The following is a 21,449-nucleotide window of genomic DNA, read 5'->3' as shown; positions in this document are numbered from 1 at the left end:
ATGCGTCCGGGTGAGGCGTCCAGGCTTGGCCGCCCCCCGAAGTGGCGCGGGTTATGCCACAGGCCTTTGGGGGATGCAAGCGCTTAAAATCACCCTGCGACCCACTTTTTTTCCCGCCCCGAATAAGTGCCCGAATCACGCCTGCGTCGCTGCGGACGGAAGCACCGCCTCGGCGCGGAAATCGGGCACGACGGTGCCCAGGATCGACAGAACCCGCTCGCCGTCGCCCGCGCGCGCCGCCGCCTCCAGCTCACCCACCGCGCGGTTGATCAGCGCATAGTCGATCAGCCGGGGGGAGGCGAGGAAGACGCCGTCGGCCTCGGTGCGGCTCGGCGCCTCCGCCGCGGTCAAGATTTCCTCGAACAGCTTCTCGCCGGGACGCAGGCCGGTATAGGCGATCTCGATGTCGACGCCGGGCCGGTAGCCGGCCAGCCGAATCATCTGGCGGGCGAGGTCGGCGATCTTCACCGGCTCGCCCATGTCCAGCACCAGGATCTTGCCGCGGTCCTCCGCGCGGGTGGCGCCGTGGGCGGAGGCCTGCAGAACCAGTTCCACCGCCTCGCGCACCGTCATGAAATAGCGGCGCATGTCGGGGTGGGTGACGGTCAGCGGCCCGCCCTGCGCCAACTGGCGGGTGAACAGCGGCACGACAGAGCCGGAGGAGCCCAGCACATTGCCGAAGCGCACGGTCATGTAGCGGGTGGCCTGTTCCGTCGCGTCACGCGGCGGCAGGACGTCCAGCGCCTGGCAGTAGGTCTCGGCGAAGCGCTTGGCCGCTCCCATGACGCTTGTCGGGCGGATCGCCTTGTCGGTGGAAATCAGCACCATGGCGAGGCAGCCGGCGGCGCGCGCGGCGTCCGCCACGTTGCGGGTGCCGATGACGTTGGTCAGCACGCCCTCGCACGGGTTGGCCTCCACCAGCGGCACATGCTTCAGCGCCGCGGCGTGGAAGACCAGGGCCGGGCGCTCGTCCTGGAACAGGCGCATGACCCGGTCGCGGTCACGGACGTCGGCGATCACCGCGCGGGTGTCGAGGCCGGGGAACTTCTCCCGCACCTCCATCTCGATGCTGTAGAGGTTGAACTCCCCGGCATCGAGCAGGATCAGCCGCTCCGGCCCCAGCGTGGCGATCTGGCGGACCAGCTCGCTGCCGATGGTGCCGCCGGCGCCGGTGACGATCACCCGCCGCCCACCGATCAGCCCGGAAATGGCGCCGCGATCCAGCACCGCCTGCGGCCGGCCCAGCAGGTCCTCCAGCGCGATCGGCCGCACCTCCACGCCCTTGCCTTCGCCGAGAGCCGACTTGAACTCGGTCAGGCTGGGCAGGCGCGACAGCACCAGACCCAGCGCCTCCGCCCGGTCGAGCAGGCTGCGCAGGGTCGATCCCTTCAACTCGGCATTGCCCTTGGTGACGATCAGCCGCTGCGGCCGTTCACCCTTGCGCTCCAGCGTGTGGACGACCTGCTCAAGATCGTCGGGGCCGCCCAGGACCGGCACGCCGCGCACGGCATGGCCGATGCGACGGCCCTTGTCGTCCAGGATGCCGACGACGCGGTAGGCCGACTGCCCGGGCTGGTCGAGCGAGCGGATGAACAGTTCCGTCGCGTCGCCGACCCCCAGCAGCAGGACGGGGATGCGCGGCACGCCCTCCACCGCCTCGGCCCAGCTGAAGCGGCGGTCCTTCATGAAGCGGTAGGCGAAGCGCGGCCCGCCGAGCAGCAGCATCTGCACCAGCCACAGGATCGGCGGCAGGGAGCGCGGCAGCAGCTCGGCGCGTGTCAGCAGGAACATCGCCAGGACGAAGCACAGCACCGCCACGGTGACGGCGCGCACCACCTGCATCAGGTCGGGAATGGAGGCGTAGCGCCAGATGCCGCGGTACAGGCCGAACAGCACGAAAACGGCTGCCGAAATGCCGACCAGCGTCGGCAGCGCGATGACCAGCGCATCGAAATACAGGCCGAAGGCGGAGCCGCCCACCCGCAGGTACAGGGCGACGACCAGGGCCACCCCGGTCATCACCAGATCATGCAGGAAAACCAGGGATGCCCGTGCGGACGGGATACGCATGCCGCTAAACCTTGTTCATTCGTTCGGCCTTGAGAACCGGGGGCCGAAGCCGGCCATCGCCGATTCGGCCGGGTAATCAGCCGCGGGAAGCTTTGAACCATTCCGCGGTGGCGCGCAACCCGGACGCAAGGTCATGGGGCGGGCGCCAGCCGAGCCTTTCACGGATGGGACCGTCATCCACCGTCAGCGTGCCGGCCAGCCGGTCGAACACCGCGCGCGTGCCGGTCAGCGCCGCCCCCAGCGCCATCAGGCCGCGCGGCACCGGGACCAGCCGCGCCGGCCGGCCCAGCGCCGCGGCGATGGCGCGCACCAGATCGGCGGTCGAAACCGGCTCGCCATCCTGGACCAGGAAGGTCCCGCCGGCGGCGTGGGCATGCTCAAGCACCGTCACCACCGCGTCGGCGAGGTTGCCGACATAGATCAGGCTCCGCCGGTTGTGGATGCCGCCGAGCGGCAGCGGCAGGCCGGTCGCCACCAGCTTCACCAGAGCCCGCATGTTGCCGGCGGCGCCGGGTCCATAGACCAGCGGCGGACGGATCACCGCCACTTCCATGCCGGTGCGGGCGGAGATCGCGGCCAGCGCCCGTTCGGCCTCCAGCTTCGAGATGCCGTAGGGGCTGTGCGGGTCGGGCGGCGTCGCGGCGTCCAGCGGGGTGGGGCGGCTTTCGTCCACCATCGCCTTGATGCTGCTGAGGAAGACGAAGCGCTTCACGCCGGCTGCCGCCGCCTGCTCCGCCAGCCGGACGGTGCCGGCGGTGTTGACGCGGCGGAATTCGGCCAGCGGGTCGGCGGCCTTGTCGCGCATCACATGGACGCGGGCCGCCATGTGGATCACCGCATCGACACCCTCCAGCGCCGCGGTCCAGTCGGTGTCGGGGCCGATGTCGCCGACGACGGCCGGCTCCCACGGCCCTTCCTTGGCGCTGCGCAGGGCGGCGCGCACATGGTGTCCGCGGGCAACCAGCAGCGGGACGGTGTGGCGGCCGACGAAGCCGGTGGCGCCGGTCAGAAGAACGCGCATTGGCAGAACGATCCGGGCTGGTGTCGTATGATGGACTGAACCGTGACTTAGTATCCGGTTTGGCCGGGTGGCGCCACGGCGCAAAGTCCCAGAACCCTTTTCCGGCTTTCGGTTGGTGGTGGGAATGGCTATAAGCTGAATAGGGACGCGTGAATAAGGACGCTACCAAGACATGTCACACATTGTGGACGGTGCAAATGATCGGCACAGCCGGATCATCATCGTCAGCTTTAACTGCGCCGACTTCGTCAATCGCGTCATTGGCTGTCTGCTCGACCAGACCGATCCCGCCTTTGAGGTGGTGATCGTCGACAATGCGTCGAAGGACGTCGACGGGATCGCCTTGCCCGCCGACCCGCGATTCCGCATGATCCGGCTGGACAGCAATGTCGGCTTCGCCAAGGCCAACAACATCGGCGCTGCCGGTGCCACCGTTCCCTGGATCGTTACGCTGAACCCCGACGCCTTCCCGCGCCGCGACTGGATGGAGCGGCTGCAGGCCGCCGCCCATGCGCAGCCCGACGTGGCGATGTTCGGCTCGACCCAACTCTTCTCGCACGACCCCCGCATGATCGATGGCGAGGGTGACCAGTATTCCATCTTCGGCTTCGCCTGGCGGGTCAATTACCGCCGCATGCTGAAGCCGCCCTATTACAGTGGCGAAGTCTTCTCGCCCTGCGCCGCCGCCGCCATGTACCGGCGCGATTATTTCGAGGCCGTCGGCGGCTTTGACGAGGATTTCTTCTGCTATTGCGAGGATGTCGACCTCGGCTTCCGCATCCGGCTCGGCGGCGGTCCGGCCGTGCAGGTCGGCGACGCGGTGGTGGAGCATGTCAGCAGCGGCGTGTCCAAGCAGTACGGCACCTTCGCCCAGTATCACGGCGTCCGCAATCTGGTGTGGACGATGGTGAAGAACATGCCGCTGCCGCTGCTGCCGCTGGCCTTGGCGGGCCATGCGCTGCTGGTGGTCTATCTGGTGGTCCGCAGCCTGGGCAGCGAGCGCACCGGCGCCATCGGCCGCGGCATCCGCGACGCGCTGTGCGGGCTGCCGGGCATGATCGCCAAGCGCCGCGTCATCCAGCGCGACCGCAAGGCGACGCTGGGGCAGGTCGCCCGCATGATCGCCTGGAACCCGCTGCTGCTGAAGACCCGCGGCCGGCCGGGGCTGCGGAAGTCGCACAGCTCAGACCAGCCGCCATCCGTGGGTGTTGAAAAAGCGTAGGGCGGACCGGGCGAACATGCGGATGTGCGCGCTGCCCTTGCGGGCCGCCTTGCCGCCGAAATGCACCATGCGCACGTCCGGCACATAGGCGATCTCGCCCAGCGCCATCGCCCGGCGCGACAAGTCGAAATCTTCGAAATAGAGGAAATAGCCGTCGTCGAACCCGCCCAGCCGGGTCAGCGCGTCGCGTCGGAACAGCATGAATGCGCCGCTGACCTGCTCCAGCCCGGTGACGACGCTGTCGCCGGTGATGTCGCGCATTTCGTAGCGGTTCAGCCGCTTTGCGAACATCCGCTTGATCGAAGCGGGGGCGAAGGCGCGAAGGCCCAGATCAAACACGGTCGGCCGCCGCTTGCACAGGAACTCCTGCTCGCCTGACGGACCAAACACCTTTGGTGTCAGCAGCACGGTGCGCGGGTGCGCCTCCATATAGCGCCAGCCGGCCAGCAGCGCGTCCGGTTCCAGCAGGATGTCGTAATTCAGGATCAGGTGATAGGGCGCATTGCCCTGCCGGATCGCCAGATTGTGCCCGGCGCCGTAGCCGACGTTGCCATGCCCGGCGATCAGCGTCACCGGCGGACGACCGGCCTCGGCATAGCGGTCCAACAGCGGCTGGAACGGGTTTGTCGCCGGGTCGCTGCCCTCCGGTGCGCCATTGTCGATGATCCACAGCCGGGTCCGCACCCCGGCTCCCTCGGCCAGCCGGTCGGCGGCGGCGGCGATGGTGTCGAGCGAGCGGGCCAACAGGTCCGGGTCGGGGTGGTAGAGGACGACGGAGAGGTCGAGGAAATCGGTGGTCATCGCGATCAGGCCTTCGACATGCGCGTCAGCGTCGCCAGCAGCAGCGCGACGGTGACCGCGCCCGGCGCCAGCGTCCAGGCACCGTAGGTCCCGGCAGCCAGCGCAGCCGCGACGAGGACGAGGCTGTAGCCGATGATGGTCAGCACCACCCGGTCATGCCGGCCGGCACCCTTGGCGGCCTTCTGATAGAAATGCTCGCGGTGGGCCTGCCAGATCTTCTCGCCGCGCAGCAGCCGGCGCAGCAGGGTGATGGTGGCGTCGGTCAGGTAATAGGCGGGCAGGATCAGCGCCGCCGCCCAATCGCCGCGCGCCGCCAGCGAGGCCAGCAGGAAGGCCAGGATGTGGCCGAGCGGGATGCTGCCGACATCGCCCATGAACATGCGGGCCGGCCGCCAATTGTGGGTCAGGAACCCCGCCGCCGCCCCGGCCAGCGCCGCCCCGGCGACCCCTGTCAGCCCGAAATCGCCCATCACCAGCGACACCAGCGCCACGCCGCCGCCGATCAGGATGGTTTCGCTGCCGGCCAGCCCGTCGATCCCGTCCATGAAATTGTAGAGGTTGACGAACCACAGCCACAGGAAGGCCGTCGCCGCCCGGTCCAGCCCCCAGGGCAGCCAGCCTTGCCACACAAGCTGGTCGGACGGCAGCGCCAGCAGCCCGAACGCCACCGCCAGCGCCTGCACCGCCAGCCGCAGCAGCGGCGACAGGGTGCGCCGGTCGTCCATCCACGACACTCCCATCAGCGCCAGCGTGCCCAGCAGCACCGCCCCGGTCTCCAGCGGCCGGCCGAAAACGATCCCGGCAATGGCGAAGACCGGCACCACCGTCAGCATCACCGCCCAGCCGCCGCCGCGCGGGGTGGGGGCCTGATGGCTCGACCGCTCGTTCGGGATGTCCATGATGCTGCTGGCGAGCAGATAACGCAGAACCCGCGTCGACAGGTACCAGCCGACGGCCAGACACAGCAGGAAGACGCCGATCAGCGCGGACGAATAGGCGGTGGAGGTCATGGTGGCTCGGACGGTGGGGGAGAGGGGACGGCTCAGAGCTTGTGATAGCCCTTGTACCACTCCACGAAGCGGGGCAGGCCGATCTCGATCGGGGTTTTCGGTTCGAAGCCCAGAACTTGGCGGCTCAGTTCGATGTCGGCGGCGGTCTCCTGCACGTCGCCGGCCTGCATCGGCTCCATCACCTTGACCGCCTCGCGGCCGAAAGCCTGCTCCAGCACGGTGATGAAGCGCATCAGCTCCTCGCACCGGTTGTTGCCGAGGTTGAAGACGCGGTGCGGGGCGCCGGTCTCCGCATCCACCGGGGCCGGGCGGTCGAGGGCGGCCAGCACCCCGGCGACGATGTCGTCGATATAGGTGAAGTCGCGCTTCATTTTGCCGCCGTTGAAAACGCGGATCGGCCGGCCGGCGGTGATGGCGTCGGCGAACAGCCAAGTCGCCATGTCCGGGCGGCTCCACGGACCATAGACGGTGAAGAAGCGCAGGCCGGTCGCCGGCATCTGGTAGAGATGGCTGTAGGTGAAGGCCAGCATCTCCGCCGCCTTCTTGGTGGCGGCATAGACCGACACCGGGCTGTCCACCCGATCCTCCACCGAGAAGGGCATCTTGCGGTTGGCGCCGTAGACCGAAGAAGTCGAGGCGTAGACGAAATGCTTCAGCCCCGGCATGCGCCGCGCCGCCTCCAGCAGCGTCACCTGACCGGTGACGTTGGCGTCGACATAGGCATAGGGATTCTCGATCGAATAGCGCACGCCCGGCTGCGCCGCCAGATGGACAACGCCGGTCACATCGGCGAACTGCGGCCATAGCCCCTCCACCGTCGCGCGGTCGGAGATGTCGGCCCTGATGAAGCGAAAGCCGGGCCGGCCGGTCAGCCGGGCCAGCCGCGCCTCCTTCAGCGCCACCGCGTAATAGTCGTTCAGGTTGTCGAGGCCGAGCACGCTCTCCCCGCGGTCCAGCAGAGCCGCCGCGACATGCGATCCGATGAAGCCGGCGGCCCCGGTGACGAGGATAGTCATGGTCCGACACCCTTATGACGATGGTCCGACGGTCTTATGCCCGAGCGGCGGCCGGGGCGCCAGCCTCCTTCCACGACCTTTCCGTGACCGGTTCGCACGCTTGACAGCCGATCCGCCCTGCCGGTCTACTGCGCGACCGCGACACACCAGGACCGATGGGACCATCGATGCCCCCGAAGAAGAATCCGCTGAACCTGAACCCGCTGCAGCTGCGCACCCTGACCCTTCTGCAGGAGATCGCCCGTCTGGAGAACGCTCCGGCCGAGGATGAGGAGGGGGGCTTCCAGATCACCTCCCTGCCGCATGCTCACGGCAACCACTTCCACCTCGGCCATGCCGTGGTCGCCGCCAAGGATGCCACCGGACTGCAGAACGATGCGGTCTGGACCATTCTGGAGCGCAAGGGCATCGTGAAGCGCACCCCCGGCGCCGCGATCCTGACCGCGACCGGCGTCGGTTACGAGACCGGCCTGCGCGATCAGATCCTGCATCATTCCGACCACTGACAGCCTGCGCGGAGCCGCGCCGATGGACGACACTGCCGAGACGCTGAACACTCCGCCGGCACCGGTGAAGCCGAAGCCGGCGGTGAAAGACCGTGATGAACGCCTCGCCGCCCGCCTGCGAGAGAATCTGCGCAAGCGCAAGGAGCAGGCGCGGCAGCGGGGAGAGTGAGTGGGAAGTTAGGCGTCTGTGCCCCCTCCCTAACCCTCCCCCTCTTCGAGGGAGAGGGGACTGCCGCCGCTTCGCATATGGCTCCCTCTCCCGCGGAGCGGGGGAGGGTCGGGGAGGGGGCGAGCGGTCGAGGGGCGCCGCCCCCTAAGCCAAATCCTTCCTGAACCAGATCTGCTTGTGCCCCGGCGGATAGCCCTCCATCTCCGCCCACACCTGATAGCCCTGCTTCGGGTAGAAGCCCGGCGCCTGGAAATCGTAGGTGTAGAGCCGCGACCAGCGGCAGCCCCGCGCCTTGGCCTCCGCCTCCGCCGCTGCCAGCAACCGGCCGCCGAGGCCGCTGCCGCGCGTGGAGTCGTCCACCCACAACAGGTCGACATACAGCCAGTCCCAGTTGGTGTAGCCGACCAGCCCACCCTTCAGCGTGCCGTCGGCATCGCGGGCGACGACCACAAGATCGCGTCGGTCATAGGCGCGGCCGAGCGACGCCTCGTTATAGGCGCGCAGGCCGTCGAAGACGCCGGCCAGATCGGCCGGGGCGGGGGTGTCCGTCACGGACAGGATGAAGCTCTGTGTCATGCGGCGAAGCTTAGCCGCGACCGCGCGGAAGACCAGCGCCGTGATAAAGAACCGTCCATGCACCACAAGCGGCCCGGCTTTTCTTGAGCCTCGCCGCGCGCTCGGCTACAAACCAGCCTCACCACCCCTCCACCCAATCGATACGCCAAGGAGTACCCCCGCGATGGGCATCATGCCGGACAGCTGGATCCGCGAGATGGCCGAGACCAAGGGCATGATCGAGCCCTTCGTCGAGACCCAGAAGCGCGAAGGCGTGATTTCCTACGGCGTGTCGTCCTACGGCTACGACGCCCGGGTCGCCGACGAGTTCAAGATCTTCACCAACGTCGACAACGCCATCGTCGATCCGAAGCGCTTCGACGATTCGAGCTTCGTCGACCGCAAGACCGACGTCTGCATCATTCCGCCGAACAGCTTCGCGCTGGCCCGCACGGTCGAGTATTTCCGCATCCCGCGCGACGTTCTGGTCATCTGCCTGGGCAAGAGCACCTATGCCCGCTGCGGCCTGATTGTGAACGTCACCCCGCTGGAGCCGGAGTGGGAAGGCCACGTCACTTTGGAGATCTCCAACACCACCCCGCTGCCCGCCAAGGTCTACGCGAACGAGGGGCTGTGCCAGTTCCTGTTCCTGAAGGGCGACAGCGTGTGCGAGGTGTCCTACGCCGACAAGTCCGGCAAATATATGGGGCAGAAGGGCGTCACGCTGCCCCGGCTCTGAGCACTCCTATCTGATCGCTCCTCAAAAGCGTATCCGCGAAAGAAACAGGTCCATGGACAAGATCCGCATCCGCGGCGGCCGCCCGCTGAACGGCTCCATCACAGTTGGTGGCGCCAAGAACGCCGCCCTGCCGCTGATGACGGCGTCGCTTCTCACCGACGAGACGCTGACGCTGACCAACCTGCCGATCCTGGCCGACATCAACACGTTGTGCAATCTGCTGTTGCAGCATGGCGTGGCGATCCACATGGCCGGTGCCGGCGGCGATTGCGCCGGACGCGCCGTGGACTTCACCGCGCGCGACATCACCAACACCACCGCTCCCTATGATCTGGTGCGCAAGATGCGCGCCAGCGTGCTGGTGCTGGGGCCGTTGCTGGCTCGCTGCGGCGAGGCCAAGGTGTCGCTGCCCGGCGGCTGCGCCATCGGCGCGCGTCCGGTGGACCTGCACATCAAGGGTCTGGAGGCGATGGGCGCCGACATCCGGATCGAGGCGGGCTATATCGTCGCCAAGGCTCCGGCCGGCGGCCTGCGCGGTGCGGAATACGTCTTCCCCAAGGTGTCGGTGGGTGCGACCGAGAACCTGCTGATGGCCGCCACGCTGGCCAAGGGCACCACCATCCTGGTCAATGCCGCGCGCGAGCCGGAAGTGACCGACCTCGCCGAATGCCTGGTCAAGATGGGGGCGAAGATCACCGGCATCGGCACCGACCGGCTGGTGATCGAGGGTGTCGACCGGCTGCATGCCGCCCGCCACATGGTGGTGGCCGACCGCATCGAGACCGGCACCTACGCCATGGCCGCGGCGATCACCGGCGGCCGTCTTGACATCATGAACACCCGTCTCGATTTGATCAAAGCGGCGGTCAAGGCGCTGGCTCCGGCCGGCGTCGCCTTCGAGGAGATCGAGAACGGGATCCGCGTGTCGCGCGCGAACGGCGAACTGCACGGCGTCGATGTGATGACCGAGCCGTTCCCGGGCTTCCCCACCGACCTTCAGGCCCAGATGATGGCCCTGATGTGCACGGCGAAGGGCGCGGCGATGATCACGGAAACGATCTTCGAGAACCGCTTCATGCACGCGCCGGAGCTGACCCGCATGGGCGCGCGGATCACGGTCCACGGCTCGTCGGCCCTGGTGCGCGGTGTGGAGAGGCTGACCGGTGCGCCCGTGATGGCGACGGACCTGCGCGCTTCGGTGTCGCTGGTGCTTGCCGGGCTGGCGGCGGAGGGGGAGACGATGGTCAACCGCGTCTACCACCTCGACCGCGGTTATGAGCGGGTGGAGGAGAAGCTGGCTGCCTGCGGTGCGGAGATCGAACGCATCCACGGCGGCGACGAGTAAGCGGCGGGGGCGCCCCTCCGCCATCCCGATAAGGTTGGCCATTCCCGAGAGGTGCCCACGACCATGACGGCCTCAGCCATGACCCCGATCCGCCTGCGCGCCGAAGACGAGGAGGACCTGAAGGTCGTCTCCGCCTGCCTGCAGGACGCCATCCTTCCGGTCGGCGACATGTGCTTCCAGCCCGACGACAAGCGGTTCGTCATGGTCGTCAACCGCTTCCGCTGGGAGGCCGCCGACCGCCCGCGTCCCGGCCCCGCCGCCGACGATGACGATCTGGCCCCCTACGAGCGGGTCCATTGCGGCGTGCGGGTGGACGGGGTGACCGGCGCCAAGCTGCGCGGCTTCGATCTGAAGGATCGCGGCCGGATCCTGGAGTTGCTGTCGATGGAGACGATGGAGGGCGGGATCGCCCTGCATTTCGCCGGCGGCGGCTGCGTCCGCCTGGACGGAGCATCCTGGCGCATGGTGGTGGAGGATCTGGGCGAGCCCTGGCCCACCGGCTGCAAACCCTGCCACCCTGACGAACCGGCCTGAGCGGCCGGACGGCACGCGGGGCGCCGGTTCAGCGCGCCGCGACCTGGGTGTCGTTGTGGATGCGACGGATCACGTCCTCCGCGGTCTTCTTATAGGTGACGGTGTCCACGTCCTCGCCCGGCGACAGTTGCGAGCGGCGGACGGTGAAGAAGCGGTGACCGACATCCAGCATGCCGCTGGCCTCGACCAGGATGCTGGTGTCCTTGCCGTCGGCGCTGGGCGAAACGGAAACGATCTGGCCCAATTCTTCGCCGAGCAGACCGGTCACTTCGAGCCCGACAAGATCGTCGCCGGCACGCGGATCGGCCGCCTGGACCGACTCGATGTGGGCGAATGGCAGGGTCGCTGCCAGCGCAAGGCCGGCCAACAGGGTCTGGAACCTCATGATTCGGGCTCCCTTCGCTGATGTGTGTCTCGTATGTCACAATCAACATGGGAATTGCGGGACAGTTCCCAGGGAACGATGCAGGGGTAATCCGGTTGCTGCGGCATGACCAACAGCGAAGGAGGCCCCTCCATGGCCCAGAACCTCAATGGAAAGACCGTGGCCGTTCTCGCCACCGACGGCTTCGAACAGGTGGAACTGACCGAGCCGGTGAAGGCCCTGCGCGACGCCGGTGCCACCGTGCATGTGGTCGCTCCGAAAAGCGGGCAAATCCAGGGCTGGAACCACCATGACCGCGGCGACAAGGTCGATGTCGACGTGACGCTCGACCAAGCCGATGCCGGCCGCTACGACGCGCTGATGCTGCCGGGCGGCGTGATGAATCCGGACAGCCTGCGGTTGGAACCGAAGGCGATCGAGTTCGTGAAGAGCTTCGTGAATTCGGATCGTCCCATCGCCGCAATTTGTCACGGCCCCTGGACGCTGATCGACGCCGGCGGCGTGCGTGGCAAGCGGATGACATCCTGGCCGTCGCTGCAGACCGACCTGCGCAACGCGGGCGCGACCTGGGTCGACGAGCAGGTGGTGACCGACCATGGTCTGGTCACCTCGCGCAAGCCCGACGACATTCCGGCCTTCTGCCGCAAGATGATCGAGGAATTCGGCGAAGGCCGCCACGCCGGCCATCGCCACGCGGCGGAATAGGGGGCGGCGGGATTCTGGCGGAGTTAGACCCCCACCTAACCTCCCCCGCTCTCAGCGGACCTACGGTCCGCCTGCCGCGTCAGCACAAAGCATAGCTTTGTGCGAGAGCTGGGCGGGGGAGGGACTGCCGCCACTCTGCCAATACAGCACTTAGTCTCCTCCCCCGCCCAGCGGGGGAGGATTAAGGTGGGGGCAATCGAAGCCCGCACCTACACAAATTATCCCTACGCCGACACCAGCTTATCCCTACGCCGTCACCAGCGGCGACAGCCCGTTCTGGATCGCCCACACCGCCGCCTGCGTGCGGTTCTGCGCGTTGATCTTCCGCATCACGTTCTTGAAATGCATCTTCACGGTCGATTCCGTGATGTGCAGGTTGCGCGCGATGGCCTTGTTCGATTGGCCGGCCAGTAGGCAGCGCAGGATCTGCACCTCGCGCTTCGACAGGTCACCGCTGGGCGGCATGGCGATCGGGGTCGGGCTGTGCTGCGGGCGTTCGTTGGCGGCGGCCATCAGCAGGCCGGCGACATGGGTCGGATAGACCACCTCGCCCAGCATCACCAGCCGCAGCGAGCGCAGCAGGCTCTCGCTCGACATGCTCTTGTTCAGATAGGCGTCGGCGCCCGCCTTCAGCGACTGGGACAGGCTGCGGTCGGCGATGGTGTCGGCCAGCACCGCGATCCGGGCCGATGTGCCGTCGCGCAGGCGCCGGATGCCGGCGATTTCCTCAGGCATGCCGTCCTGGAGCGCCAGCACGATCAGGTCGGGCTCCTCGCCATCGGCAATGAGGTCGAGCGCGTCGTCGGCGCTGGCCGCGTGGGCGCTGACCCGGAAGGGGCCGCCGCCGATCAACGTTGCCAAGGCCGCCGAAAACAGCCGGTCATGGTCGACCAGCATCACATTCCATGTCGTCATTGTTCATCCTCCGCTGGGCCGCCCTTATCACCGGGCGGCGGCGATCCCCCCTTTTTGTCCGCGCCTGAAGGATCAGGCCAAGGACCGGACCGGTTGATCCGGCCCACGCAGACTCCGAACATAGAAAATTAGAACAATATTGTTCGGAACAGCGGGCTTTACGCTTCATGCCGGGATGATTTATACGGTTCATTAACCAACGGCGCAAGGTGAGAACAGGAAAGTCACAGGCAATAGATCAGATTTGGCCGGAAATTGAACGCAGATCCGTTCATTCGATATTTAGGGGTAGCTGCGCCAAAGAGCGGCGCGAATGAACCGCTTTTCCGTTGGGGCTTTTTGGTGTTCTTGGCCCTACTGAGGAGCGGTCCGCTGAGAATAAGGGGACACAATGGAGTTCGAGCTTCAAGCGCGCGATGGTTCGCGTAGCGCGGGCAATCCCACGCGGATATTTCTGGTGGTCGACGAGCAGCCGATGGTGCGCCATGGCTTCGCGCTGTCCATCGGCGAAATCTGCCCTGGGACGCGCGTGCTGGAGGCCGGGTCGTTGGATGAAGCGCTGAACATTGGCCGCCAGACTCCCGAGCTGGCTCTGGTTCTCTACGATCCAGGCCCGCCGCGCGGGGAAGAGGATGACACGGGCGGCAGCACCATCGCCGGGCTGCGACGGCTGAAGGAGACGCTGGGCGACGTGCCGGTCCTGATCCTCACCAACTCCGACGAGGTTGCCGACATCGTCGACAGCGTCCGCATGGGCGCCCGCGGCTACGTGCTGAAGACCAGCCCGCCGGAGGTGCTGGAGCATGCCATCTCGCTGGCGCTCAGCGGCGACATCTTCCTGCCGCTGCCGCGCGCGGTGCTGAACGGGGCGCTGGCCGAGGGGCCGCGCGGCAACGACGACATCCTCGACCGCCTGACCGACCGCCAGCGCGACGTCTTCGAACTGCTGCTGGCCGGCCACTCCAACAAGGAGATCGCCCGCGGCCTGGGCGTGCTGGAGGGCACGGTGAAGGTGCATGTGCGCGCCATCATGCAGAAGCTGGGCGTGCGCAACCGCACCCAGGTCGCGGTGGTCGCCGCCCGCAACGGCTGCTTCAACGGCGAGGGCTGAGCGGGGCGGGGTGTTTGTCCGCATTGCCTGAACGGCTTCGCTTCCGGCAGACTGGCGCCCGCAGAGTCCAGTTGGCAGTCGGGGAGCGGGCGCTTGGTTCAGGTGGCGGTGGCCGACAGGCCGGAAGGCTCGGCGCGTGAGGAAAAGAAGGTCGCCGTCCATGGCGCGGCGACCGTCCGGTTCGAGCATCGCCACGGCGAGACCCGACTGGCGACTCTCTACCATCATGACCCGCTGCGGGTGCTGATGCCGACGCCGCGCCGCGATGACCTTCCCATCGCGGTGCTTGCCACAACATCCGGCGGAATGGTCGGCGGTGACCGCATGGACATCGCCCTGTCGATCGGGCCGGGTGCCAGGGCGCTGGTCACCACCCAGGCGGCCGAGAAGGTCTACCGCTCAACCGGCGCCGACTGCCGCATCGACACCGCCTTGTCGGTGGAGGACGATGGCTGGCTGGAATGGATGCCGCAGGAGGCGATCGTTTTCGAAGGCTCCCGTCTTCGCCGCCTGACCCGGATCGATCTGGCGGGTGACGGCCGCGTCATCGCCGGCGAAATGCTGGTCTTCGGCCGCGCCGCCTTCGGCGAGACCGTCACCCGTGGCCTGATCCGTGACGCCTGGGAGGTCGCCCGCGACGGCCGTCTGATCTGGGCCGACTCCCTGCATCTGGACGACGACATCGCCGAGGCGCTGGCCCACCCCGCCGGCTTCGGCGGAGCAGCGGCCTGCGCCACTCTGCTGCACGCCGCTCCCGATGCCGGCACCCATCTCGACGCCGTCCGCGCGCTGGCCGAGCCGCTGGAGGGGGCCCGCATCGGCGCCACCGCGCTGGACGGCCTGCTGATCGTGCGCATTCTCGGCGGCGATGCCCGTGCGGTGCGGCGCGCCTACGCGACGCTGTGGTCCGGCCTGCGCGCCGAGGCCGCCGGCCTGCCCACCCGCCTGCCGCGGCTGTGGGAGGTGTGACGGCCGAGCCCAGGCTTCCGCGTCAACTGGTTCAACCCTCTACGTCATACGACGCACTTGGCGCACCGCTTCGGCGTGGCATAATCGCCGGTAACGAACAGGGTGGCGAAAGGGCAATCCCCCGATGAACCTGACAGGGCGCGAGAAGGACAAGCTGCTTGTCGCGATGGCCGCGATGGTGGCGCGGCGGCGGCTGGAACGCGGGGTCAAGCTGAACCATCCGGAGGCGGTCGCCCTTATCACCGACTATGTGGTGGAAGGCGCGCGGGATGGCCGCACGGTCGCCGAACTGATGCGTGACGGCGCCACCGTGCTGACCCGGGATCAGGTGATGGACGGCGTGGCCGACATGATCCACGACATCCAGGTTGAAGCAACCTTCCCCGACGGGACCAAGCTCGTCACCGTCCACCAGCCGATCCGTTGAGGGGGACTGCCCATGAAACCCGGTGAAATCTTCCCGGCGGCCGGCGAGATCGTGCTGAACGATGGCCGCGCCACCGTCGAACTCGACGTCGCCAACGCCGGCGACCGGCCGATCCAGGTCGGCTCGCACTTCCACTTTTACGAGACCAACAGCGCGTTGACCTTCGACCGCGAGAAGGCGCGCGGCTTCCGGCTCGACATTCCGGCCGGGACGGCGGTTCGCTTCGAACCCGGCCAGACCCGGCGCGTGACTCTGGTCGCCTATGGCGGCGACCGGGTGGTGATCGGCTTCAACCGCATGGTCAACGGCGCCCTCTGACGGGCCGACAGGGAAGGGCGAACGACAATGGCGCATCGCATCGACCGGGCCGAATATGCGGCCCTCTACGGCCCGACCACCGGCGACCGTATCCGGCTGGCCGACACCGACCTGATCGTCGAGGTCGAACGCGACCACACCGTCTATGGCGAGGAGGTGAAGTTCGGCGGCGGCAAGGTGATCCGCGACGGCATGGGACAAAGCCAGCGCTCACGCCACCAGGGGGCCGTCGACACCGTGATCACCAACGCCCTGATCATCGACCATTGGGGCATCGTCAAGGCCGACATCGGCATCACCGGCGGGCGCATCGCCGCCATCGGCAAGGCCGGCAACCCCGACATCCAGCCCGGCGTCGACATCATCATCGGTCCGGGCACCGAGGTGATCGCGGGCGAGGGCAAGATCGTCACCGCCGGCGGCATCGACGCCCACATCCATTTCATCTGCCCGCAGCAGGTCGACGAGGCGCTGAACAGCGGCGTCACCACCATGCTGGGTGGCGGCACCGGCCCGGCCGCTGGCACCTCCGCCACCACCTGCACGCCGGGGCCGTGGCATATGGAGCGGATGCTCCAGGCCGCCGAAGGCTTGCCGATCAATCTGGGCTTTTTCGGCAAGGGCAACACCAGCCGCCCTGACGCGCTGCTGGAGCAGATCGCCGCCGGCGCCTGCGGCCTGAAGCTGCACGAGGATTGGGGCACCACGCCGGACGCCATCGACACCTGCCTGACGGTTGCCGACCAGCTCGACGTCCAGGTGGCGATCCACACCGACACGCTGAACGAATCGGGCTTCGTCGAGGACACCATCGCGGCGTTCAAGGGCCGCACCATCCACACCTTCCACACCGAAGGGGCGGGCGGTGGCCATGCGCCGGACATCATCCGGGTGGCCAGCCTCGGCAACGTGCTGCCCAGCTCGACCAACCCGACGCGGCCCTTCACCATCAACACGGTGGACGAGCATCTCGACATGCTGATGGTGTGCCACCACCTCAGCCCGCGCATCCCGGAAGACGTCGCCTTCGCCGAGAGCCGCATCCGGCGCGAGACCATCGCGGCGGAGGACATCCTGCACGATCTGGGCGTCTTCTCCATGATCTCGTCGGACAGCCAGGCGATGGGCCGGCTGGGCGAGGTGGTGATCCGCACCTGGCAGACCGCCCACAAGATGAAGCTCCAGCGTGGCCGGCTGCCGCAGGAGACCGGCGACAACGACAATTTCCGGGTCAAGCGCTACATCGCCAAATACACCATCAACCCGGCGCTGTCGCACGGCATCGGTCATGTCGTCGGCTCGGTCGAGGTCGGCAAGCTCGCCGATCTGGTGGTGTGGTCGCCGGCCTTTTTCGGGGTGAAGCCGGACATGGTGATCAAGTGCGGCACCATCGCCGCCGCGCTGATGGGCGATCCGAACGCCTCCATCCCGACGCCGCAGCCGGTGCATTACCGCCCGATGTTCGGCGCCTTCGGCCGCTCGCTCCAGGCCAGCAGCGTGACCTTCGTCAGTGCCAAGGCGATGGAGCTGGAGGTCGGCCGCCAGCTTGGCCTGCACCGCGAACTGATCGCCGTCCAGGGCACCCGCACCGTCGGCAAGAAGGACATGATCCACAACGACGCCACGCCGTACATCGAGGTGGACCCGGAAACCTACGAGGTACGGGCGGACGGGCAACTGCTGACCTGCGAACCGGCGGACGTCCTGCCGATGGCGCAGCGGTATTTCCTGTTCTGATGGTACGCTCCCTCTCCCGCCCCGGGAGAGGGAAGGGGCCCAAGCGAAGCTTGGGAAGGGTGAGGGGTATTCCAAGGATTAGATCCATGTCCGGAACCCCCCTCACCCTCCCGCCTTCGGCGGGTCCCTCCCTCTCCCGGGGCGGGAGAGGGTAATGGTTGCGAAGGCTCAAACAGTTGATCGGTGTATTCGACTCAGGACATGGCGGATTGACGGTGCTGCGCGCCCTGGTGGATGCGGCACCCGACCGGCCATTCGTCTATCTCGGCGACCATGCCGCCGCTCCCTACGGCCCGCGCAGCGAGGACGACATCTATCGGCTGACCATCGCCGGGATGGATCGGCTGTTCGCCCAGGGCTGCCGGCTGGTCGTCATCGCCTGCAACACCGCAGCCGCGGTGGCGCTGCGCCGTTTGCAGCAGGAATGGCTGCCGTCGGCCCATCCCGGCCGCAACGTGCTGGGCGTGCTGGTGCCGATGGTGGAGGCGATCACCCGCGTGCCGTGGATGATCGACACCGTTCCGCCCGACCATCTCGCCGAACCGCGCAGTGTCGGCATTTTCGCCACCGCGGCCACGGTCAATTCCGGGTCCTTCCCGCGGGAGATCGGCAAGCGGGCGCCTTCGGTCCGCGTCGTGCAGCAGGCCTGTCCCGACCTCGTGCCGTTGATCGAGCGCGGCGCGTCGGATGACGAGATCGAACCGGCGGTCGCCGGCTATGTCCGCGTGCTGCTGGACAAGATGGGCAGCCAGCCGCTGGACACGGTGGTGCTGGGCTGCACCCATTACCCGCTGGTGCGCCACCTGTTCGCCCGTGCGCTGCCGCCGGGGGTGGAGGTGCTGTGCCAGCCGACGCTGACCGCCCGCTCGCTGGAGCAGTATCTCGACCGTCACCCCGAATACCGGCCGTATCCTGCCGAACGGGGCCTGCGCTTCTTCACCACCGGGGACGCGGCGCTGGTCAGCGATCTGGCCGGCCGCTTCTTCGGCCACCCGACCCCCTTTGAACGGCTTCGCTGATGACCGATCCCACCCGCCGCGCCACCCGAGTCCACGCCCGCGGCCATTGGCCGGTCGAGCAGGCGGCCGGCACCGTGACGCTCGCCTTCGATGACCGTTTCCGCCGCCGCATGGCGATGACCGACGATGCCGGCGGCGCCTTCCTGCTCGACCTGCCGCGGGCGGTGGCGCTGGACGACGGCGACGGGCTGGAGTTGATCGACGGCAGCTTCCTGCGCGTGGTCGCCGCCTCTGAGGAGCTGATGGAAGTCCGCGTGCCCGGCCCGGTCGAGGCTTTCGCGCGGGTCGCTTGGCATCTCGGCAACCGTCACCTGCCGGTGCAGATCGTCGGCGACACCATCCGCCTGCGCCGCGATCATGTGATCGAGGACATGCTGCGCGGGCTGGGGGCGGAGGTGCGCGATGTGATCGCCCCCTTCATGCCGGAAGGCGGCGCCTATGGCGGGCATTCGCATGGCGGCGGGCATGGGCATTCGCACTGAGGTCGATCACAGCGTCTCCACCCACGCCCTGACGCGCCTGCTGGCGTGGCTGTCGCCCAGCTTTCCCGTCGGCGGCTTCTCCTACAGCCATGGGATCGAGGCGGCGGTGGAGCAGGGGCTGGTGCGGGACCGGGCGACGATGATCGTCTGGCTCGACGGCATCCTGCGCCACGGCGCCGGGCGCACCGACGGCATGCTGTTCGCCGCCGCCCACCGTGCCGTGCTGGTGGGGGACGAGACCGGCTTCGCCTGGGCGGTGGAGCGGGCCGACATCCTCCGCGCGTCCGCCGAGACCGCGCTCGAATCGCGGGCGCAGGGGCAGGCTTTCCTGCTGGCGATCCGCGCCGCATGGCCGCTCGATAACCTGCCGCGCTGGGATTCGGTGATCGCCGCCACCGGCCGGCCGGTCGCTTATGCGGTGGCGGTGGCGCTGGTGTCGGCGCTGATCGGCGTGGCGGAGGGGCCGGCGCTGACCGCCTACCTGCACGCCTTCGCCGCCAATCTGGTGTCGGCCGGCGTTCGCTTGGTGCCGCTGGGCCAGACCGACGGACAGCGCGCGCTGGCCGCCCTCGACCCCATCACGCATGGCGCGGCGGAGGCGGCGCTGGCCGCCCCGTTGGACGATCTCGGCGGCCGGGCGATGGCTGTCGACTGGACCTCAATGATCCACGAAACCCAATATACGAGGCTGTTCCGCTCATGAGCGCTCTCCCCGCTATCGAAAAGAGCCACGCCGGTCCGCTTCGCGTCGGCATCGGCGGTCCCGTCGGCTCCGGCAAGACCGCGCTGACCGACGCGCTGTGCAAGCGCATGCGCGACGATTGGGAGGTGGCGGCGATCACCAACGACATCTACACCAAGGAGGATGCGGAATTCCTCACCCGCTCCGGCGCGCTGAAGCCGGAACGGATCATGGGGGTGGAGACCGGCGGCTGCCCGCACACCGCGATCCGCGAGGATGCCTCGATCAACCTCGCCGCCGTCGACCAGATGAACGCGAAGTTCCCCGACCTGGACCTGATCTTCATCGAATCGGGCGGCGACAACCTCGCGGCGACCTTCTCGCCGGAGTTGGCGGACATCACCATCTACGTCATCGACGTGTCGGCCGGCGACAAGATCCCGCGCAAGGGCGGGCCGGGCATCACCCGCTCGGATCTGCTGGTCATCAACAAGACCGATCTCGCCCCGATGGTCGGCGCCAGCCTGGAGGTGATGGACCGCGACGCCCGCAAGATGCGTGGTGATCGCCCCTTCGTCTTCACCAACGTCAAGGCGGGCGAGGGTCTGGACGCCATCCAGTCCTTCATCATCCAGCGCGGCGGATTGCCCCTTCCGGGTTGACCTTTCACAACTGGGGGAAGATCGGCGCCAGGGAATCTCTGGCTGATGGAACCTCCGGCTTGACCATGCTGTTCATGCAGCATGAGACGATTCAAGCCGGAGGATGCCCTAATGACGCGCCCCACCCCTGCAACGGCCCTGCTGCTGGCCGCGCTGGGAACCCTGTCTTTCGCCGCGCCCGCGCTGGCGGCCGACGACTGCGCGGCCGGGCTCGACCGGCTGGGACAGCAGGCGGCGGCTCTTGAGGCTGCCGGCCCCGGTACCCCCGCTCCGGTGACCCAGCAGGAAACCGCACAGCTCCGCGCCCTGCAGCAGGCGGCACAGGCCGCCGCGCAGAAGGGCAACGCGCCCGCCTGCCAGGCCATCCTGGGCGAGGCGGCGGCCCTGCAGGACTCCATCGCCCATCCGCGCGCGATCGCCGCCGACGAGCTTGAGGACGCCAAGCTGCGCAGCCCGGACGGCAAGGATCTCGGCAGCGTGTCCGAACTGATCATCGATCCCGCCAGCGGCCGGGTCGCCTATGCGGTGGTCGAGCTGGGCGGCTTCCTCGGCATCGGCGACAGCCACTTCCCGGTGCCTTGGGCGCTGTTCTCCCCGTCCGGCGACGGCTATGTCCTGAACGTGCCGAAGGACAAGCTGACCAACGCCCCGCGCTTCGACGAGAAGAACCGGCCGAACATGAACGACCGCCAATGGGCGATGGCGGTCCACACCTATTACGGCGTGGCGCCCTACTGGATGCGGGATTCGGCGACGCTGGCCGCCATCGCCGGCTCGGCGGGCGGCGGCGATGCCTCGGCTGCGCCGCTGCGCCAGGAGGTGCAGCGCCTGTCGCAGGAGGTGGCGCGGCTGAACCGTGAACTGCAGCAGGCGCGCGGCGCCGCCGGTTCCAGCGGCCAGGAGGGAAGCAGTCAGGGCGGCACTTCGCAATCGGCGCCGGGGTCTGCTTCCGGGACGACGTCCGGGAACGGCACCCCCCAGCCGCCGGTTTCCCAACAGTGACGCGATAACGATCCGATGGCGGACGATCCCCGACCGGGACCCGCATT

The 21,449-nt window shown here is 68.0% G+C and carries 25 protein-coding genes; 17 read left to right on the top strand and 8 right to left on the bottom strand.

The genetic code is table 11. The annotated features are described in order from the left end of the window. Positions 1-135: 135 nt before the first annotated feature. Both ACCD06_RS13410 and ACCD06_RS13405 read right to left on the bottom strand, forming a co-directional pair. Positions 136-2,070, bottom strand: a complete 1,935-nt coding sequence (locus tag ACCD06_RS13410; RefSeq protein WP_413341185.1) for a polysaccharide biosynthesis protein — start codon at positions 2,068-2,070, stop codon at positions 136-138. Between the two features lie 76 nt (positions 2,071-2,146). Beyond that, complete coding sequence (locus ACCD06_RS13405) at positions 2,147-3,091, bottom strand: UDP-glucose 4-epimerase family protein (protein ID WP_109074045.1); 945 nt, start codon at positions 3,089-3,091, stop codon at positions 2,147-2,149. A gap of 172 nt (positions 3,092-3,263) precedes the next feature. Here ACCD06_RS13405 and ACCD06_RS13400 point away from each other — a divergent pair, with 172 nt between their 5' ends. Next, the gene (locus tag ACCD06_RS13400) at positions 3,264-4,313 is read left to right on the top strand and encodes a glycosyltransferase family 2 protein (RefSeq protein ID WP_413341183.1); all 1,050 of its coding nucleotides are present in this window, start codon (positions 3,264-3,266) and stop codon (positions 4,311-4,313) included. Here the strand turns inward: ACCD06_RS13400 and ACCD06_RS13395 are convergent. From ACCD06_RS13395 to ACCD06_RS13385, 3 genes are read right to left on the bottom strand one after another with little or no spacing between them, the layout of a single operon-like run. Beyond that, the gene (locus ACCD06_RS13395; RefSeq protein WP_413341181.1) at positions 4,275-5,114 is read right to left on the bottom strand and encodes a glycosyltransferase family 2 protein; all 840 of its coding nucleotides are present in this window, start codon (positions 5,112-5,114) and stop codon (positions 4,275-4,277) included. The two genes, ACCD06_RS13400 and ACCD06_RS13395, sit on opposite strands and share 39 nt — an antisense overlap. Positions 5,115-5,119: 5 nt before the next feature. Next, positions 5,120-6,124 (bottom strand): MraY family glycosyltransferase, encoded by a 1,005-nt coding sequence (locus tag ACCD06_RS13390; RefSeq protein ID WP_413341179.1) that lies wholly within the window; start codon positions 6,122-6,124, stop codon positions 5,120-5,122. Between the two features lie 32 nt (positions 6,125-6,156). Then, a complete protein-coding gene (locus ACCD06_RS13385; protein WP_413341177.1) occupies positions 6,157-7,140 on the bottom strand; it encodes an SDR family NAD(P)-dependent oxidoreductase in 984 nt (327 codons plus the stop codon). A 167-nt stretch (positions 7,141-7,307) separates the two neighbouring features. Here ACCD06_RS13385 and ACCD06_RS13380 point away from each other — a divergent pair, with 167 nt between their 5' ends. Next, a complete protein-coding gene (locus ACCD06_RS13380; RefSeq protein ID WP_085089992.1) occupies positions 7,308-7,646 on the top strand; it encodes a hypothetical protein in 339 nt (112 codons plus the stop codon). Positions 7,647-7,668: 22 nt separating this feature from the next. Then, entirely contained in the window at positions 7,669-7,815 is a 147-nt protein-coding gene (locus ACCD06_RS13375; protein ID WP_169055012.1) for a hypothetical protein, read from the top strand. Between the two features lie 144 nt (positions 7,816-7,959). On the opposite strand, the gene ACCD06_RS13370 is transcribed toward ACCD06_RS13375, so the two are convergent. Continuing rightward, entirely contained in the window at positions 7,960-8,391 is a 432-nt protein-coding gene (locus tag ACCD06_RS13370; RefSeq protein ID WP_413341175.1) for a GNAT family N-acetyltransferase, read from the bottom strand. A gap of 163 nt (positions 8,392-8,554) precedes the next feature. On the opposite strand from ACCD06_RS13370, the gene dcd reads away from it, so the two are divergent. The 3 genes from dcd (at position 8,555) to ACCD06_RS13355 (ending at position 10,988) form a co-directional block, all read left to right on the top strand. Beyond that, positions 8,555-9,109 (top strand): dCTP deaminase, encoded by a 555-nt coding sequence (dcd, locus tag ACCD06_RS13365; RefSeq protein ID WP_014248468.1) that lies wholly within the window; start codon positions 8,555-8,557, stop codon positions 9,107-9,109. A gap of 52 nt (positions 9,110-9,161) precedes the next feature. Continuing rightward, complete coding sequence (gene murA / locus ACCD06_RS13360; RefSeq protein WP_136704395.1) at positions 9,162-10,454, top strand: UDP-N-acetylglucosamine 1-carboxyvinyltransferase; 1,293 nt, start codon at positions 9,162-9,164, stop codon at positions 10,452-10,454. A gap of 63 nt (positions 10,455-10,517) precedes the next feature. Continuing rightward, on the top strand, positions 10,518-10,988 hold the full coding sequence (locus ACCD06_RS13355; RefSeq protein ID WP_413341172.1) for a DUF2948 family protein: 471 nt from the start codon (positions 10,518-10,520) through the stop codon (positions 10,986-10,988). Between the two features lie 28 nt (positions 10,989-11,016). On the opposite strand, the gene ACCD06_RS13350 is transcribed toward ACCD06_RS13355, so the two are convergent. After that, positions 11,017-11,373 (bottom strand): hypothetical protein, encoded by a 357-nt coding sequence (locus ACCD06_RS13350; RefSeq protein ID WP_109074038.1) that lies wholly within the window; start codon positions 11,371-11,373, stop codon positions 11,017-11,019. Positions 11,374-11,505: 132 nt separating this feature from the next. Here ACCD06_RS13350 and ACCD06_RS13345 point away from each other — a divergent pair, with 132 nt between their 5' ends. Beyond that, positions 11,506-12,078, top strand: a complete 573-nt coding sequence (locus ACCD06_RS13345; protein WP_413341170.1) for a type 1 glutamine amidotransferase domain-containing protein — start codon at positions 11,506-11,508, stop codon at positions 12,076-12,078. 246 nt (positions 12,079-12,324) lie between these two features. Here ACCD06_RS13345 and ACCD06_RS13340 read toward each other — a convergent pair whose 3' ends face one another. Further along, a complete protein-coding gene (locus ACCD06_RS13340; protein WP_136704393.1) occupies positions 12,325-12,993 on the bottom strand; it encodes a LuxR C-terminal-related transcriptional regulator in 669 nt (222 codons plus the stop codon). Between the two features lie 457 nt (positions 12,994-13,450). Between ACCD06_RS13340 and ACCD06_RS13335 the strand changes: the two genes are divergently transcribed. From ACCD06_RS13335 to ACCD06_RS13290, 10 genes are all read left to right on the top strand, one after another. After that, positions 13,451-14,104, top strand: coding sequence for a LuxR C-terminal-related transcriptional regulator (locus ACCD06_RS13335; protein WP_413341168.1), 654 nt, complete (start codon positions 13,451-13,453; stop codon positions 14,102-14,104). 102 nt (positions 14,105-14,206) lie between these two features. Beyond that, a complete protein-coding gene (locus ACCD06_RS13330) occupies positions 14,207-15,073 on the top strand; it encodes an urease accessory protein UreD (RefSeq protein WP_413342503.1) in 867 nt (288 codons plus the stop codon). A 124-nt stretch (positions 15,074-15,197) separates the two neighbouring features. Beyond that, positions 15,198-15,500, top strand: a complete 303-nt coding sequence (locus tag ACCD06_RS13325; protein ID WP_085089984.1) for an urease subunit gamma — start codon at positions 15,198-15,200, stop codon at positions 15,498-15,500. A 12-nt stretch (positions 15,501-15,512) separates the two neighbouring features. Then, positions 15,513-15,818 carry an urease subunit beta gene (locus ACCD06_RS13320; protein ID WP_149267881.1) on the top strand — a complete coding sequence of 102 codons (306 nt, stop codon included), beginning with the start codon at positions 15,513-15,515 and terminating at the stop codon, positions 15,816-15,818. Between the two features lie 27 nt (positions 15,819-15,845). Next, positions 15,846-17,555, top strand: coding sequence for an urease subunit alpha (ureC, locus tag ACCD06_RS13315; RefSeq protein WP_413341165.1), 1,710 nt, complete (start codon positions 15,846-15,848; stop codon positions 17,553-17,555). Between the two features lie 158 nt (positions 17,556-17,713). After that, the gene (gene murI / locus ACCD06_RS13310; protein WP_413341163.1) at positions 17,714-18,574 is read left to right on the top strand and encodes a glutamate racemase; all 861 of its coding nucleotides are present in this window, start codon (positions 17,714-17,716) and stop codon (positions 18,572-18,574) included. Beyond that, complete coding sequence (locus ACCD06_RS13305; RefSeq protein WP_109074030.1) at positions 18,574-19,056, top strand: urease accessory protein UreE; 483 nt, start codon at positions 18,574-18,576, stop codon at positions 19,054-19,056. Before murI ends, ACCD06_RS13305 begins: the two co-directional genes overlap by 1 nt. Then, the gene (locus tag ACCD06_RS13300; protein WP_348770406.1) at positions 19,040-19,759 is read left to right on the top strand and encodes an urease accessory protein UreF; all 720 of its coding nucleotides are present in this window, start codon (positions 19,040-19,042) and stop codon (positions 19,757-19,759) included. Before ACCD06_RS13305 ends, ACCD06_RS13300 begins: the two co-directional genes overlap by 17 nt. Beyond that, a complete protein-coding gene (gene ureG / locus ACCD06_RS13295; RefSeq protein ID WP_413341161.1) occupies positions 19,756-20,400 on the top strand; it encodes an urease accessory protein UreG in 645 nt (214 codons plus the stop codon). Before ACCD06_RS13300 ends, ureG begins: the two co-directional genes overlap by 4 nt. A 111-nt stretch (positions 20,401-20,511) precedes the next feature. Further along, a complete protein-coding gene (locus tag ACCD06_RS13290; protein WP_413341159.1) occupies positions 20,512-21,402 on the top strand; it encodes a PRC-barrel domain-containing protein in 891 nt (296 codons plus the stop codon). Positions 21,403-21,449 lie beyond the last annotated feature (47 nt).

It is taken from the genome of Azospirillum sp. CT11-132, assembly GCF_047302835.1.
GTDB lineage: Bacteria > Pseudomonadota > Alphaproteobacteria > Azospirillales > Azospirillaceae > Azospirillum.
Note: the sequence above shows the minus strand (reverse complement) of the source record. Positions and strands in the feature narration are given on the sequence as shown.